This is a genomic window from Streptomyces durhamensis, assembly GCF_000725475.1.
Taxonomy (GTDB): domain Bacteria; phylum Actinomycetota; class Actinomycetes; order Streptomycetales; family Streptomycetaceae; genus Streptomyces; species Streptomyces filipinensis.
In genome coordinates this window covers 83,665-99,399 of sequence record NZ_JNXR01000027.1, presented here as the reverse complement: position 1 = coordinate 99,399, position 15,735 = coordinate 83,665, and the positions used below count along the sequence as shown (strand labels likewise).

General features: G+C 74.0%; 11 protein-coding genes. 3 read left to right on the top strand and 8 right to left on the bottom strand.

Going from position 1 to position 15,735, the window contains the following annotated elements:
• Positions 1 to 1,350: cell division protein PerM (locus tag IO33_RS0132825; protein ID WP_031171770.1), on the bottom strand; the 1,350-nt coding region annotated here is incomplete at its 3' end.
• 110 nt (positions 1,351 to 1,460) lie between these two features.
• Here IO33_RS0132825 and IO33_RS0132820 point away from each other — a divergent pair.
• Positions 1,461 to 2,570 carry a helix-turn-helix domain-containing protein gene (locus IO33_RS0132820; protein ID WP_031171768.1) on the top strand — a complete coding sequence of 370 codons (1,110 nt, stop codon included), beginning with the start codon at positions 1,461 to 1,463 and terminating at the stop codon, positions 2,568 to 2,570.
• Between the two features lie 105 nt (positions 2,571 to 2,675).
• Here the strand turns inward: IO33_RS0132820 and sucD are convergent, their stop codons facing one another.
• The 6 genes from sucD to IO33_RS0132790 form a co-directional block, all read right to left on the bottom strand.
• Positions 2,676 to 3,560 (bottom strand): succinate--CoA ligase subunit alpha, encoded by an 885-nt coding sequence (gene sucD / locus IO33_RS0132815; protein WP_031171766.1) that lies wholly within the window; start codon positions 3,558 to 3,560, stop codon positions 2,676 to 2,678.
• Between the two features lie 27 nt (positions 3,561 to 3,587).
• A complete protein-coding gene (sucC, locus tag IO33_RS0132810) occupies positions 3,588 to 4,769 on the bottom strand; it encodes an ADP-forming succinate--CoA ligase subunit beta (protein ID WP_031171765.1) in 1,182 nt (393 codons plus the stop codon).
• A 602-nt stretch (positions 4,770 to 5,371) separates the two neighbouring features.
• Complete coding sequence (locus IO33_RS49700) at positions 5,372 to 6,220, bottom strand: hypothetical protein (RefSeq protein WP_157857950.1); 849 nt, start codon at positions 6,218 to 6,220, stop codon at positions 5,372 to 5,374.
• A 164-nt stretch (positions 6,221 to 6,384) separates the two neighbouring features.
• Complete coding sequence (locus tag IO33_RS0132800; protein ID WP_031171761.1) at positions 6,385 to 7,563, bottom strand: vWA domain-containing protein; 1,179 nt, start codon at positions 7,561 to 7,563, stop codon at positions 6,385 to 6,387.
• Positions 7,560 to 10,787, bottom strand: a complete 3,228-nt coding sequence (locus tag IO33_RS44665) for a DUF5682 family protein (RefSeq protein ID WP_425347986.1) — start codon at positions 10,785 to 10,787, stop codon at positions 7,560 to 7,562. Before IO33_RS44665 ends, IO33_RS0132800 begins: the two co-directional genes overlap by 4 nt.
• Positions 10,784 to 11,944, bottom strand: a complete 1,161-nt coding sequence (locus IO33_RS0132790; RefSeq protein WP_031171757.1) for an ATP-binding protein — start codon at positions 11,942 to 11,944, stop codon at positions 10,784 to 10,786. Before IO33_RS0132790 ends, IO33_RS44665 begins: the two co-directional genes overlap by 4 nt.
• Before the next feature lie 132 nt (positions 11,945 to 12,076).
• Here IO33_RS0132790 and IO33_RS0132785 point away from each other — a divergent pair, with 132 nt between their 5' ends.
• Both IO33_RS0132785 and IO33_RS0132780 read left to right on the top strand, forming a co-directional pair.
• Positions 12,077 to 13,432 carry an SWIM zinc finger family protein gene (locus tag IO33_RS0132785; RefSeq protein WP_031171756.1) on the top strand — a complete coding sequence of 452 codons (1,356 nt, stop codon included), beginning with the start codon at positions 12,077 to 12,079 and terminating at the stop codon, positions 13,430 to 13,432.
• Between the two features lie 118 nt (positions 13,433 to 13,550).
• Positions 13,551 to 15,317 carry a DUF5691 domain-containing protein gene (locus IO33_RS0132780; protein ID WP_245235941.1) on the top strand — a complete coding sequence of 589 codons (1,767 nt, stop codon included), beginning with the start codon at positions 13,551 to 13,553 and terminating at the stop codon, positions 15,315 to 15,317.
• Here the strand turns inward: IO33_RS0132780 and icmB are convergent.
• Positions 15,293 to 15,715 (bottom strand): coenzyme B12-dependent isobutyryl CoA mutase small subunit, encoded by a 423-nt coding sequence (icmB, locus tag IO33_RS0132775; RefSeq protein ID WP_031171751.1) that lies wholly within the window; start codon positions 15,713 to 15,715, stop codon positions 15,293 to 15,295. The two genes, IO33_RS0132780 and icmB, sit on opposite strands and share 25 nt — an antisense overlap.
• Between the last annotated feature and the right edge of the window lie 20 nt (positions 15,716 to 15,735).

The following is a 15,735-nucleotide window of genomic DNA, read 5'->3' as shown; positions in this document are numbered from 1 at the left end:
GTCCCGCCCGGCCCCCGCATCCTGCGCCGGGATCTCCCCGCCCCGCGTACGCCCGTGCCACAGCCGCCACGCCCGTACGACCAGCGCCACCGGCATCCCGAACACCACCGTCCACGTGCCCACCGCTCCCCCGGTCTGCCACCACACCGGCCCGAAACGGGCCAGCGCGGCCACGCCCAGGGGACCGCCCGCCAGCGCGGCGAGCAGGGCGAAGGCCACCGCGCACACCGTCGCGGTCAGCAGCATCACCCCGGCGGTACGAGCGAGGGGCCACCGAGCCGTGGCCGCTCCCCCCGACTCCGGCTCCCCCACGGCACCCCGCGCCACGAACCACCCCGCCATCACCCCGGCCGCCACCGGCACCAGCCCCGCCAGCCAGTTCGGCAGCGTCCCGGCGCCCGGGTCTGGCACCGCGGCCAGCAACGGGAAGGGCGGCAGCAGCGGCGCCGGATCGGAGGCGAACGGGGTCACCCCGTGCCCGGTGCCGAGCAGGAAGCCGGGACCGAGGGCGTAGGACGCGGCCCAGAGCGCCGCGTTGGGGATGAGCGCGATACCGAGCAGCAGCACCGCGAACCGTCCCGTCCAGCCCTCGGTCAGCCGCAGGAAGGACGCCTGCGCCGCCTCTCCGTGCCACACCAGCGACACCCCGAGCACCAGCGCCCCGCCGCCGAAGAGCACCGCCGTGGCGGCACCGGTGGCCCGTACGGCCGTACCCACCCGGGCGCGTGCGTCCGCACCGAACACCGCCCGCCGCACCGGCCCCGGCAACACCGTCAGCGCACGCAGCACCGGTTCGCGCGGACGGCCGTACGCCGACCACACCCCGGCCGCCGCCGAGCCCGCCGCGACCAGCGGCAGACAGGCCGTCACCCAGGGCCAGGCGGGGCGCAGTTCACCGCCGGAGCAGTACAGCGCGATCGCGCCGCCGACACCCAGATAGCCGAGAACGACCCCGGTCCACACCGTGCGCGCCGGTACGGGCGGCGGGCCGTCGGCGTCCTCGGGTGCGTCCACCGCGTCCCTGGCCGCCCGGTACACCCGCCACACGGGCAGCGCGAGCAGCAGCAACGGGGTCACGCCCACCGGCATGGGCGTACCGGAGAGCGTGTCGGTGCGGACCAGTTCGACGCCGTGCGCCAGCAGCCACAGCCCGGCGGCGACGTGCAGCGCTCCGGCCGGACCGCTGTCGGGGTACGGCGAGCTGACCCACAGCACCATCAGCAGCGCGGCGTACGAGGCGAATCCGAGTCCGGCCGCGACGGCTCCGGCCAGCAGACTCGCGGCCAGTCCGGGCTCACGGTCCCGCATCCGGGTCAGCAGGGGGGCCAGCGACGGTCGGCGAGCGGTCATCAGAGTCACCACGCCATGCTGCCAATGCCACCCGCTTTCCCCACGCAAGAGGCGAACTTCCGCTGTGTCGCCCAATATACGTTTATGTTCTTTTTCGCACGGAAGGGCGCATGGTGACGACGACGCAGAACCCGGCCGGCCCGCTGCCGCCGCCGAACGAACGCCGACGGCTCCGTGAGTCCCGGTCGCTGACGAATGCTCAGGTCGCCGCGCGGATCGGCGTCAGCCGCTCGACGCTGCGCGCGTGGGAGTCCGGCCGCCGCGTCCCGCACGGACGCGAGGGCGAGGCGTACGCCCGGCTGCTGCGGGCGCTCGCCGCACCGGCGGCCGAGGACACGTCGACGGCCGAGGCGCTCCGGGAGCAGCCGACCGCGACCGCCGCCGCCCTCGCCCCCGCCGGACACACGGCCATGGGCTCCGCCGCTCCCCTGACGCCGGCTCAGGCCTTCGACGCGCTGTACGCCTTCTGCGCCCCGGCCCTCGTACGCCAGACGTATCTGCTCACCGGGCGCCGGGAGCTGGCCCGCGAGTCCGTGGAGCAGGCCTTCCAGCTGGCCTGGCAGCGCTGGCCCGAGGTGGCCCTGGACCGGGATCCGGGCGGCTGGGTGCGGGCGGTGGCGTACGACTGCGCGCTCTCACCCTGGCACCGCTTCCGGCCCCGGTACCGGCACCCCGAGCCGCCGCCCGCCGATCCGGCCGACCGTGCGCTGCTGAGCGCCCTGCTGAAGCTCCCGCCGTCGTACCGGCGCACGCTCGTCCTCTACGACGGGGTGGGCCTCGACCTGCCCGAGACGGCGGCGGAGACGGAGGCCAGCACGCCGGCGGCCGCGAGCCGGCTGACCCACGCGCGGGCGGCGGTGGCCGCGCGGCTGCCGGCCCTGGCCGACCCCGCGGAACTGCATCGCCGGCTGCTCGAACTGGGCTCGGCGGAGCAGGTGCGTGCGGCGAAGCCGCCGGTGGTGCGGACCGGTACCGAACGGCGGAACGTGTTCTGGACCCGGGCGGCGATCGCGTTCACCGTGACGATCGTCGGCGCGACGACGCTCACGCTGCGGACGGCACCGACGCACTACGAGCCCCCGATCGCTCCGGCCCAGGCGGTGGAGGGGGTGCCGTCGGTGGGGGTGATGGGCCCGCTGTCGCCGGACCAGCAGGCGTTGCGGGCGAAGCTGCGGGCCGCCGCGAGGGGTCCGGAACGGCTGGTGCCGGAACCCGGGTGAACCGGCCCTCCTCGCGGGAGGCGCTCACTGAGCGCGTCCGTCGCGAACGGCGGTAGGCCCGCCCCGGCGAACGGGACGGGCCTACCGGCGCTCAGCTGACGTGTCTCAGCCGGCCAGGATCTCGCGGGCGAGCTTGGCCGTCTCGGTCGGCGTCTTGCCGACCTTGACGCCCGCGGCCTCCAGGGCCTCCTTCTTGGCCTGCGCGGTGCCGGAGGAGCCGGAGACGATGGCGCCGGCGTGGCCCATGGTCTTGCCCTCGGGCGCGGTGAAGCCCGCGACGTAGCCGACGACCGGCTTGGTCACGTTCTCCTTGATGAACGCCGCGGCACGCTCCTCGGCGTCACCACCGATCTCACCGATCATCACGATGAGGTCGGTCTCCGGGTCGTTCTGGAACGCGGCGAGCGCGTCGATGTGCGTCGTACCGATGATCGGGTCACCACCGATGCCGACGGCGGTGGAGAAGCCGATGTCACGCAGCTCGTACATCATCTGGTACGTCAGCGTGCCGGACTTCGACACCAGGCCGATGCGGCCCGGCTTGGTGATGTCGCCCGGGATGATGCCGACGTTCGACTGGCCCGGGGTGATGATGCCGGGGCAGTTCGGGCCGATGATGCGGGTCTTGTTGCCCTTCTTGCCGGCGTACGCCCAGAAGGACGCCGTGTCGTGCACGGCGATGCCCTCGGTGATCACGACGGCCAGCGCGATCTCGGCGTCGATCGCCTCGACGACCGCGTCCTTGGTGAACTTCTCCGGCACGAAGATGACGGAGACGTTGGCGCCGGTCTTCTCGATGGCCTCCTTGACGGTACCGAAGACCGGTACCTCGGTGCCGTCGAAGTCCACGGTGGTGCCCGCCTTGCGCGGGTTCACGCCGCCCACGACGTTGGTGCCGTCACCGAGCATGAGCTTCGTGTGCTTCATGCCCGTGGCGCCGGTCATGCCCTGGACGATGACCTTGCTGTCCTTGTTGAGCCAGATAGCCATGGTGTGTTGTGTCCTCGTCCTGAGTGCTTACTTGGCGGCGTGGGCCAGCTCGGCGGCCTTGTCGGCCGCGCCGTCCATGGTGTCGACGCGCTGCACCAGCGGGTGGTTCGCGTCGGTGAGGATCTGTCGGCCCAGCTCGGCGTTGTTGCCGTCGAGGCGGACGACGAGCGGCTTCGAGACGTTCTCGCCGCGGTCCTCCAGAAGCTTCAGGGCCTGCACGATGCCGTTGGCGACCTCGTCGCAGGCGGTGATGCCACCGAAGACGTTCACGAAGACGGACTTGACGTCCGGGTCGCCCAGGATGATCTCCAGGCCGTTCGCCATCACCTGGGCGGAGGCGCCACCGCCGATGTCCAGGAAGTTGGCGGGCTTGACGCCACCGTGCTGCTCACCGGCGTACGCGACGACGTCCAGGGTGCTCATGACGAGACCCGCGCCGTTGCCGATGATGCCGACCTCGCCCTCGAGCTTGACGTAGTTGAGGCCCTTCGCCTTGGCGGCGGCCTCGAGCGGGTTGGCCGCGTCCTTGTCGTGGAGCTCCTCGTACTCGGGGTGGCGGAACTCGGCGTTCTCGTCGAGCGACACCTTGCCGTCGAGGGCGATGACCTCGCCGGAGGCGACCTTCGCGAGCGGGTTGACCTCGACGAGGAGGGCGTCCGACTTGATGAAGGTGTCCCACAGCTTGATCAGGACGTTGACGACCTTGTCCGCGACCTCGGCCGGGAACTTGGCGGCCGCGACGATCTCGCGGGCCTTGGCCTCGTCCACACCGTCGATCGGGTCGATCGGCGTCTTGGCGACGGCCTCCGGACGGGTGGCGGCCACCTCCTCGATCTCCATGCCGCCCTCGACGGAGGCGATGGAGAGGAAGGTGCGGTTCGCACGGTCGAGGAGGAAGGAGACGTAGTACTCCTCGAGGATCTCCGGGGCGGTCTCGGCGATCATGACCTTGTGGACCGTGTGGCCCTTGATGTCCATGCCGAGGATGTCCGTCGCCCGGGCGACGGCCTCGTCCGCGGAGGCGGCCAGCTTGACGCCACCGGCCTTGCCGCGGCCACCGACCTTCACCTGCGCCTTGACGACGGACTTGCCGCCCAGACGCTCGGTGATCGCGCGCGCCGCCTCAGGCGTGTCGATGACTTCACCGGCCAGCACCGGTACATCGTGCTTGGCGAAGAGGTCCCTCGCCTGGTACTCGAACAGGTCCACGCGCTTCCGTCCCTATCAGTGATCTCGCGGTTCGTTGGATGCGTGGGCGTGCCGCGAAGGGCAACGTGACGTCCGCTTGTCACAAGGGAGGCGCACACGGTGTCCGAGCGCGCGGCATGTCCGTCTCGCAGGTTATCGCCGCTTGCGGGGGCTCCCTAAATCGAGGGTCACACACGAGCGGTGATACCTGTCACATGATGCCGGGTTTCCTGACACGCCGTGCCGCAACCGGAGTGAAGTGCGAGGCCTCACCGGGCTGGGGTTGACCCGGTGAGGCCTCTGGGCGACCCCGGTGGTGCCGGGGCCGGGGCGGGTGGCCCCCCCCCCGGAGGGGGCCCCCCCGCCCGGGCCGCGGGGCCCCGCCCGGACGAACCGACGGCATTCGGCCGCCCGGGTCAGGACACCCGCGGAGCGGTGGGGGCCTCGGCCCTGCTCGCCGGAGGCCTGGACGGACCGCGAAGCCCGGACGCCCTGAACGCCCCGGACGGAGAGGCCGCGGGCGTCGCGCGTCGTGGGCGTCGTCGAGGTCGTGGGGGTATCGGGGCACGGCGGTACGGCCGTACGGATGACCGGCACCGCCTGTGGGGCGCCGGCCCTGCCGCCTAGCCGGGGAAGACGGGGATGTCCCGGTGCCGTTCCCGGGTGCGGGGCGCCTCGGCGTACGCGGTGGCGCAGGGCCCGCGCCACAGGGGTGCCCGGTGGTCGAGGGTGACGGCATGAGCGTCACCATGGCGGGACGCCGCACCGTCGGCCGCCTGCTTGCCGAGCACGCCGGCCGGGTCTCCGCTCGGCGCGGGACAGCCGGGGGCTCCCACGGCGGCGATGCCGTCGTACGCCGGGGTGTGCGCCGCGCGCCGGGGCGCGGGGGCGGCCTGCGGGCCGTACGGGGCGACCTGCGCCGGTGCGCCGCCTGCACCGCGGGCCTGGGCGCGGGCGTGGGGCCGCTGGTGCCCCGCCCGGCCGGGCGGGGCCGCACCGCCGTACCGCTGCGGGCCGGGTGCCATGGACTTCGGCTGCGGCGCCTCAGGCGCGGGGGCGGCCGGGACCGCGGTGCCGTCGTCCGGTGCCTGGGTGAGGGGCGGCAGGTGCGGGGAGGGTGCCGAGGACCGGGTCTGCCCGACGGCTCGGGCGCCGGGGGCGTCCTTGATGGACCGGAGCTCCGTGGAGACCGCGGTCACCGCGGTCACCACGTCGCGTACCGGAGCGACGGCCTGTGCGCCGGTTCGCCGTACAGGGGGGACGACCCGTTCGCCGGCACCGTGCATGGGAGCGGCGATCGACGTCACCTCGGCCGGCACCGGGATGCCGTCCGCCGCGTGCGCCTGTTCACCGCAGAGGAAGCCCAGCGTGAACAGTCCGCCGACCAGCAGCACCAGCTGGAGCGCACGCCGCCCACCCGCCGTGCGCAGCACGCGCACGGTGGCACCAAGGAAGGCTGCTGGGAGGGTCAAGGAGCTGAACATCCTCGGCTCGGCACGACACGGGCTCCGCCGATCCTTGCACGGCACGTCCGAGGCAGCGCAACCCCGCGGTTACCGATGGGTAGTCATGTCCCTTTTCTCTCCCTCCCCTTCCCTCCCCTCCCCTTCCCTTCGCTCCCCTTTCCCGCCCGGCGTCACGCGGTGTCCGGAATGGGCAGCGGCCGCTTTTCGAGCGCCGCGGCCATGACGTCGGGGAACAGGTCGGGTGTGCAGGCGAAGGCCGGTGCGCCGAGCGTGGCGAGCGCCGCCGCGTGCTCCCGGTCGTAGGCGGGTGCGCCCTCGTCCGACAGCGCGAGCAGCGCCACGAACTGCACCCCGGACGCCTTCATCGCCGCCACCCGCTTGAGCATCTCCTCGCGGATACCGCCCTCGTAGAGGTCGCTGATCAGCACGACCACCGTCTCGGCCGGCCGGCTGATCTGTGACTGGCAGTAGGCGAGCGCCCGGTTGATGTCCGTCCCACCGCCGAGCTGGGTACCGAAGAGGACGTCGACCGGGTCGTCCAGCTGGTCGGTGAGGTCGACCACCGCCGTGTCGAAGACGACCAGCCGGGTGCTGATCGACCGCATCGAGGCGAGCACCGCGCCGAACACCGACGCGTAGACGACCGAGGCGGCCATCGACCCGGACTGGTCGATGCACAGGACGACCTCCTTCTTCACCGACCGCGCGGCGCGCCCGTATCCGACGAGGCGTTCCGGCACCACCGTGCGGTACTCGGGCAGGTAGTGCTTGAGGTTGGCCGCGATGGTGCGGTTCCAGTCGATGTCGTGGTGGCGTGGCCGGCTGATCCGCGCGCTGCGGTCGAGGGCGCCGGTGAGGGTGGCCCGGGTACGGTTCGCGAGCCGCTTCTCCAGGTCCTCGACGACCTTCCGCACGACCGCGCGTGCCGTCTCCTTCGTCGTCTCCGGCATCGCCTTGTTCAGCGACAGCAGCGTGCCGACGAGATGCACGTCCGCCTCCACCGCCTCCAGCATCTCCGGCTCCAGCAGCAGGGAGGCGAGCCCGAGCCGGTCGATGGCGTCACGCTGCATGACCTGGACGACGGAGGACGGGAAGTACGTGCGGATGTCGCCGAGCCAGCGCGCCACGGACGGTGCCGAGGCGCCGAGGCCCGCCGAGCGGTCGCGTCCCGCCTGCGGCTTGTCCCCCTTGCCGTACAGCGCGGCGAGCGTGCTGTCCATCGCCGCGTCCCGGCCAGACAGCGCGCATCCGGTGCCGTCGGCCTGGTCGCCGCCGAGCACCAGCCGCCAGCGCCGCAGCCTCTCCCGCGCCCGGTCGTCGAGATCCACCGGCATCGACCCGGTCGTCATGCGCCCACCCCCGCAAGGCTGTTGTCATCACACGTGCCACCCCGGGTGGCAACACACCCGACCGACCCAGGCTGAGCCGGATCACCCTCGGCCGGGTCACGCTGAACCGGGTCCCATTCGGCCGGGGCATGCCTGGCCGGGGCACGCTGAGCCGGGTGACATTCGGCCGGATCATGCCTGCCAGGGTCACGCTCGGCCCGGTCACGCTCGGCCGGGTCATGCGTGTCCGGGCCACCCTGAGCAGGGTCACATGCGGCCGCGTCACGCCTGTCCGGGCCGCACTCGGCCAGGTCACATGCGACCGGGGCCCGCCTGGCCGGGTCACACTGAGCCGGGTCACATTCGGTCGAGTCACGCTGAGCCGGATCACAATCGGCCGCGTCACGCCTGTCCGAGTCACGCTGAGCCGGGGCACATTCGGCCGGATCATGCCTGCCAGGGTCACGCTCGGCCCGGTCACGCTCGGCCGGGCCACCCTGAGCCGGATCACTTTCGGCCGGGTCGTGCCTGGTCGGGTCACGCTCGGTCCGGTCACGTCTGGTCGGGTCACGCTCGGCCCGGTCACGCTCGGCCGGGTCATGCGTGTCCGGGCCACCCTGAGCCGGATCACTTTCGGCCGGGTCGTGCCTGGTCGGGTCACGTTCGGTCCGGTCACGTCTGGTCGGGTCACGCTCGGTCCGGTCACGCTCGGCCGGGTCGTCCAGGCCGAGCAGCAGCCGCAGCACCGGCAGAACCGCGTCGGCGCGCTCGGTGTCGGCCTCGGCGGCGAAGCCGGGCGTCACGGCTCCGTGAGCGGCCCGGCCCGCCGCCCCGTCTCCGGGGCCCCGCCGGACCAGCTCGCCGAGCGTTCTGCGCACCCCCGGCTCATACGCCGCGAACGTGCGGCGCAGCAGCGGCAGTACGTCCGTGAACGCCTCCGCCGACACCCCGGTCAGCCAGCTGTCCACCAGCCCGAGCAGCCGCTCGTCATGCACCAGCAGCAGCCCGCCCCCGCCGCCGACGAAGCCCTCGATCCAGGCGGCGGCGTCGGCGGGCGGTGTCCCCGGCGACAGCGCGAGCCCCATCAGCCGCGCCGCCTCCTCGGACCGCAGCTCCCCCTCGTCCAGCAACAACCGCACGGCCCGCCCGCGCAACACACCGGGCACGCTGTCTCGCGTCGACAGGGTCCGCAGCACGGCCCGCCATCGGTCCCGCAGATCGCCGCGGCCGGCTTCGCCGACGGCACGGCCACTCGTGTCCGGGCCGTGGCCGTGGCCGTGGCCGGAGGAAGCCGAACCGCCGGGGTCGGCCCGAGTGGGCACACCGGCACCGGCACCGGCACCGGTCAGGGTCTCCGTCAGCAACCCCACCGCCGTGTGCACGGCGTCCACATGGCCCCGCATCTCCTCCGCGGCATCGCTGTCGAGCGCGGCGCACGCCGGAGGCAGGCCCACGAAGATGCGTTCGGCGAGGCCCGCCGCGACGCCGGCCAGCGCTTCCGTGTCGGTGCCGCGCACGTCGCCGTAGCGCAGGGAGCGGACCAGGGCGGGCAGGGCTTGGGCGAGATGGCCGACGTCCGCGTCGAGCGCCGCCCGGTCGGCGAGCACCCGCATGACCACGGGCAGGGCGTCCGGCAGACCGGCCAGCAGGCACTGCTCGGCCAGCGCGGTGACGTCGGCCAGCGTGCGCGCGGCCGTCGCGTCCGCCTCGGCCTTGGCCTGCGCCGCCGCCAGTACGGTCGTCCCCCACCCGCCCGCCTCGGCGACCCGCACCGACAGCTCCGGCTCCCAGCGCAGCCGCCAGGTCTCCCGGAACGTGCCCGTGCTCCCCCGTGACCGCGCGGGCTCGCCCCAGCCGACGCCGAGCAGCCGCAGCCGGTGCAGCAGCCTGCTGCGGCCGGCGTCGGTGTCGCCCCGCAGGTCCAGCTCCAGTTCACGTTCCAGCGCCTCCGGCTTGAGCCGCAGCGCACGCTGCTGCCGGGCCAGGTCGCGCTGCAGCGGCACCGCCGGCGCCGACTCCGGGACCTCGCCGAGGACGTCCCCGACCACCAGCCGGTCGTGCACCAGCGCCAGCGGCACGTCCGAGCCGTCGCCCATCACCGCGCGCACGGCGTCGGTGGTCTCGCTCAGTCCGGGCAACGGGCGGCCGCGCAGCGCCGCCAGGGTCTCGGCGAGCCGGACGGCCTCGATGACATGGGCCGAGGAGACGATCCGGTCCTCCTCGCGCAGCAGCCGCGCCACCTTGGTCAGCCATCGCTCGACCGGCCGGTCGGGGGCATGGAACAGATGGCCGTACCACCCTGGCGAGTCGATGCCCGCCCCGTACCCGCTGGACCGGGCGAGCCTGCGGTGCGTCCAGGGCACCCAGGTCAGGTCGGCCTTGACCTTGGGCAGCCCCTTCAGCAGGGCGCGGTCGGCGGCGACGGTGGTCTTCGCGCGCAGCGCGGGCACGTGCCAGGCCCCGCACACCACGGCCGGCCCGTCCCCGTACTCCTTGCGCGCCGCGCGCAGCCGGAGCCGCATGTGGGCCTCGCGGACGAGGTCCCGGGAGTGCCCTCCGGCGCCGTACCGCTCGCGGAGTGCGCCCATGGCGTCCTCCAGTGCGCTGAACGGGGCGAAGGGGTCCCGCTCCCCCGGGCCCCGGTGCTCGACGACGTCCTCCCACCAGCGTTCGGGGTCGTCGTACCCGGCGGCCTCGGCGAGCACGGCGAGCGGATCGACACGGACCTGCTCGACGTCGGCACCGGCGCCCTGCCCCTCCCCCGCCTCCCCCGCCTCTCCCTTCTCTCCCTCTTCTCCCCGCTGCTGCTCTCCCCTCTCCCCTCTCTCCCCTCTCTCCTCCCGAGGCCCCCCGTTCTCCTGCCGGGGCTCCTCCTTCTCCTCCCCCGGCTCCTCCCACGCGAGCGTGTGTGTGGCCGGGAGGTCGATGAAGTGGGCGGGGACCTCGTGTTCGAGGGCCCAGCGGATCGCCACCCATTCGGGACTGAACTCGGCGAACGGCCAGAACGCCGAGCGGCCCGGCTCGTCCACGGCATGGGCGAGCAGGGCGACCGGAGGCCGCAGGTCCGGGTCGGCGGCCAGCTGGATCAGCGCGTCGGCCTCGGGCGGGCCCTCGATCAGGACGGCGGTGGGCCGGGCGGCGTCCAGGGCGGTGCGCACCGCGCGGGCGGAGCCGGGGCCGTGGTGCCGCACACCCAGCAGGAGCGGCCCGGAGTCGTGGGCCTGGGGCCAGCGGGTGTCGTTCACGCGCTCACCTCCCGGCACACGCGGTAGAAGTCCGTCCAGCCCGCGCGCTCGCGGACGACGGTCTCCAGGTACTCCTGCCAGATGACCTTGTCGGCCGCCGGGTCGCGGACCACGGCTCCGAGGATGCCGGCGGCGACATCGCCCGGGCGCAGCACGCCGTCGCCGAAGTGGGTGGACAGGGCCAGGCCGTTGGTGACGACGGAGATCGCCTCGGCCGTGGACAGCGTGCCGCTGGGCGACTTCACCTTGGTGCGGCCGTCGGCGGTGATGCCGTCGCGCAGCTCCCGGAAGACGGTCACCACCCGGCGGATCTCCTCGATGCCGTCGGGCGCAGCCGGCAGGTCGAGGGAGCGGCCGATCTGCTCGACCCGGCGGGTGACGATGTCGACCTCGGCGTCGGCGCTCTCCGGCAGCGGCAGGACCACGGTGTTGAAGCGGCGGCGCAGCGCGCTGGAGAGGTCGTTGACGCCTCTGTCCCGGTCGTTGGCGGTGGCGATGAGGTTGAACCCGCGGACCGCCTGGACCTCCTGGCCCAACTCCGGGACGGGCAGCGTCTTCTCGGACAGGATCGTGATCAGGGTGTCCTGCACATCGGCCGGGATGCGGGTCAGTTCCTCCACGCGGGCCGTCATGCCCTCGGCCATGGCACGCATCACGGGGCTGGGCACGAGGGCGTCGCGGCTGGGGCCGTGCGCGAGCAGCTGCGCGTAGTTCCAGCCGTAGCGGATCGCCTCCTCCGGCGTGCCGGCCGTGCCCTGCACCAGCAGGGTGGAGTCGCCGCTGACCGCCGCCGCCAGGTGCTCCGACACCCAGGTCTTCGCGGTGCCGGGCACACCGAGCAGCAGCAGGGCGCGGTCGGTGGCGAGCGTGGTGACGGCGACCTCGACGATCCGGCGCGGGCCGACGTACTTGGGGGTGATCACCGTGCCGTCCGGCAGGGTGCCGCCGAGCAGATACGTCGCCACCGCCCACGGCGACAGCTTCCAGCGGGCGGGGCGCGGGCGGTCGTCCTGCGCGGCGAGCGCGGACAGTTCGGCGGCGAAGGCGTGCTCGGCGTGCGGGCGCAGCACCTCGGCGCTCGTGTCGTGGCTCGGTGGTGCGGTGGTCGGTCGCACGGACGTAGACGCAGACGTGGCAGAAGCAGACGTGGCGGACATGGCTGAGGCCCCCTCCAGCTCGGCCGGTTCGGTTCTGGCACCCACCGTGCACCACGCCACTGACAATCGCTCTGACCTGCACAAACGCCAGCTGTGGAGCGATTGTCAGTGGCGGGTCCTACCGTCGGTGGCATGACTGAGCAGGGGGTGCGCTGGACCGCGGAGCAGGTGCTGGCACTGGCGCCTGACGCCGCGTCACGCAAAGCGGGCGGAAAGCTCGGCACGGCCGGTCCGTGGTCCGAGGCGGGGAGCGGAGAGGGGACGGTGTGGGGGCTGTGCAAGGGCAGCGGCAGCAGGCCGTATCAGACGGTGGTCGATCTCGCCGACGCGGCCGGTCCGGCGTACAAGTGCAGTTGTCCGAGCCGTAAGTTCCCGTGCAAGCACGCGCTCGGGCTGCTCCTGCTGTGGTCCGGCGACGACGGCTCGGTGACGGCGTCCGCCGAGCCGCCGGACTGGGCCGATCAGTGGCTCGCGGGCAGACGCAGGCGGGCCGAGGGCAAGCAGGACCGGATTGAGGGGAGTTCTGCGAGCGGGTCCGCCGATCCCGAGGCGGCGCGGCGGCGGGCCGAGCGCCGGGCCGAGCGGGTCACCGCGGGCGCGACGGAGCTGGAGCAGCGCCTCGCGGATCTGCTGCGCGGCGGCCTGGCCGCGGCCGAGCAGGCGGGGTACGGCCTGTGGGACGAGACGGCGGCCCGCATGGTCGACGCTCAGGCGCCCGGACTTGCGGCGCGCGTAAGGGAGTTGGGGGCGATCCCGGCGTCCGGGGCGGGCTGGCCGGCCCGGCTGCTGGAGGAGTGCGCGCTGCTGCACCTGCTCGATCAGGGCTGGCTGGGCCGCGACCGGCTGCCGGACGCCCTCGCGGCCACGGTCCGCGCCCGGCTGGGCCTGCCCGCCACGGCAGAGGGTGCACCGGTCCGCGACCGCTGGCTGGTCCTCGCCCAGTACGACACGGTGGATCCGAAACTGACGACCCGGCGGATATGGCTGCACGGCGCCGCTTCGGGCCGCACCCGGCTGCTGTTGTCCTACGGCGCGGCCGGCCGGGCTCCGGAGCTGTCGCTGCCGGTCGGCCTGGCCCTGGACGCGGAGCTGACCGCCTATCCCGGCGCCGGCCAGCCGCGGTCGGCCCTGGGTGAGCGACACGCCCCGCCCGCACCGGCCGCGTTCCGCCCGCCGGGCACGACCACGGCCGAGGCGGCGGCACGGTACGGCGAGGCGCTGCGGGACGACCCCTGGCTGGAGTCGGTCCCGGTGACGCTGGCCCGGGTGGTACCGGTCCCGGACGGCGACCTGTGGCAGCTGGCCGACGCCGACGCGGACTCCGCTCTGCCGCTGACCCGGTCCGCCCGTTCCCGTCCCGGGCTGTGGCGGCTGGTCGCCCTGTCCGGCGGCGGTCCGGTCACCGTGTTCGGCGAGTGCGGTCATCGCGGTTTCACGCCGCTCACGGCCTGGCAGGAGGGCACGGGCGAGGCGGTACCGCTGTGCTGACCGTCTGCCGGGAAGACGCCCGCGCCGGTGGGACGCGGACAGCGGGGGCACCTCTCGGGCGCACACGGACCGGCACCCCGCACCAGCACCCCACAGCCACACGCAGGAAAGGGACGCGATGAACGGGACGACTTCGACCGCCGGCGCCGCCGCGGCCGCCGCGAGCTCCTGGGAAGACCTGGTCACCACCGCTCTCCTCGGCACCGACCGGCGCCCGCCGGCGAAAGGCGGGTCCGGCCGCCAGGCCCCCCTGGCACTGCTGGACGAGGCCGCCGTGGCGACCGTACGGCGGCGGGCCGGGCTGCGGCCCGCCCGGGTGGCCCGCCGGCCGGAACGGGCGCCCGAGGATCCGCGCCCGGTCCTGCCCGCCGCGGCGGCCCGCCGGCTCGCCACGTTGCTGGCCGACCGTTCCGGTGGCGGGACCGGTGGCCGGCGGGGCAGTTCCCCGGACCTCATGGAACTGCTCCCCCAGTGGCTCGCGGCGGCCAACGCACACGGGTACGCGGCACCTCCGCAGGCGCTGCCCGCCCTGCTCGACGCGGCCCGGGGCCGTACGGACCTGCGCCCGGCGGCGCTGGAGTTCGCGGGCCCGCGGGCGCTGTGGCTGGCCCGGCTGAACGCCGACTGGCGCTTCGCCCTGCGCGCGACCCCCGGCGGCGGCGCCGCGCTGCCCGATCCCGGGGACGCCGAGGCGGTGCTACGGCTGTGGCAGGAAGGGCTGTTCGCCGAGCGGGTGGCCCTGCTGGGCGCGCTGCGCGCCGGTACGCCCGAGCTCGCGCGCGAGCTGCTGGCGTCGACCTGGTCCACGGAGCGGGCGGAGGACCGGCTGATGTTCCTCGACTCGCTGCGCACGGGCCTGTCCGCCGCGGACGAGGCGTTCCTGGAGCAGGCGTTGGCCGACCGCAGCCGTAATGTGCGGGCGACGGCGGCGGAGCTGCTGTCGGCGCTGCCCGCTTCGGCGCTCGCCGCGCGCATGGCCGTACGGGCCGCGGCCTGCGTGGCCCTCGACCGCACGGGCGACGCGCCGGCGATCGCGGTGGAGGCGCCGCTCGAGTGCGACTCCGGTATGGAGCGTGACGGTGTGGCCGCCACACCTCCCGCAGGCAGAGGGGAACGCTCATGGTGGTTGGGGCAGTTGGTGGAGGCGGCTCCGCTCGGCGTCTGGCGGGATCGGCTCGGCGGGCGGACGGCACGGGAGATCGTGGCACTGCCGGTGACGGACGGCTGGCAGGGCGAGCTGCATGCGGCCTGGTGCCGGGCCGCGGTGCGGCAGCGGGACGCCGAGTGGTCGAGGGCGCTGCTCGGCTCGCCGTCGGCGCCGGAGGCCGGCGGTCCGGGCGCGGTGTCACTGGCCGAGCGCGCGAAGCTGCTGGCCGCCCTGGAGCCGGCGGAACGGGCCGCCTGGGTGGCCGGGTTCATCGCGACACACGGTCTGTCGGAGGCGTTCCAGCTGCTCGGGGTGTGCGCGGTGCCCTGGGCTGCGCCGCTGGGCCGGGCGGTCGTGGACGCGCTGAACATCGCGCGGGACGCGGGCAGTTACCCGTGGAGTTTCAGTGGCGTGATGGGTCTGACGGAACGCTGCCTGGAACCCGCGGAGGCCGGCCGTCTGGAGGCGCTGCTGGCGATACCCGACGAACGGGAGGACGCCGCGCCCGGGGCCGGGGGATACTGGGCGGAGGCGTTCCAGCGGCTGGTGACCACACTACGGCTGCGGGCGGAGATGGCCCGGGAGTTGGCCCCCGTCAGCCCGTCCGGCGGTGCCGCTCGTGGTGGTGTTCGAGAGCACGGCAGCCAAGCCGGCCGGGAGTCCGGGGGCGGTGTCCCCAAGGACACCGGGCCCCGCTCACCGCAACCGCCGGCTCAGCCCCCCGACGCGGCCGGCTGACCGGCGTTCGCCCGCACCCACTCCACGATGGACACGGTCGTCGCCCCCGGAGTGAAGATCTCCGCGACGCCCTTCTCCTTCAGCGGCGGGATGTCCTCTTCGGGGATGATGCCGCCGCCGAAGACGAGGATGTCCTCGGCTTCGCGCTCCCTGAGCAGGTCGATGACCGCGGCGAACAGCGTGTTGTGCGCGCCGGAGAGGATGGACAGGCCGATAGCGTCGGCGTCCTCCTGGATGGCGGTGTCCACGATCTGTTCCGGCGTCTGGTGGAGCCCGGTGTAGATGACCTCCATACCGGCGTCGCGCAGGGCACGCGCGATGACCTTGGCCCCGCGATCGTGGCCGTCGAGCCCCGGCTTGGCCACCACCACGCGGATCGGACCGGCTGCCACACCCATCACTGCCTCCATCAAACGAC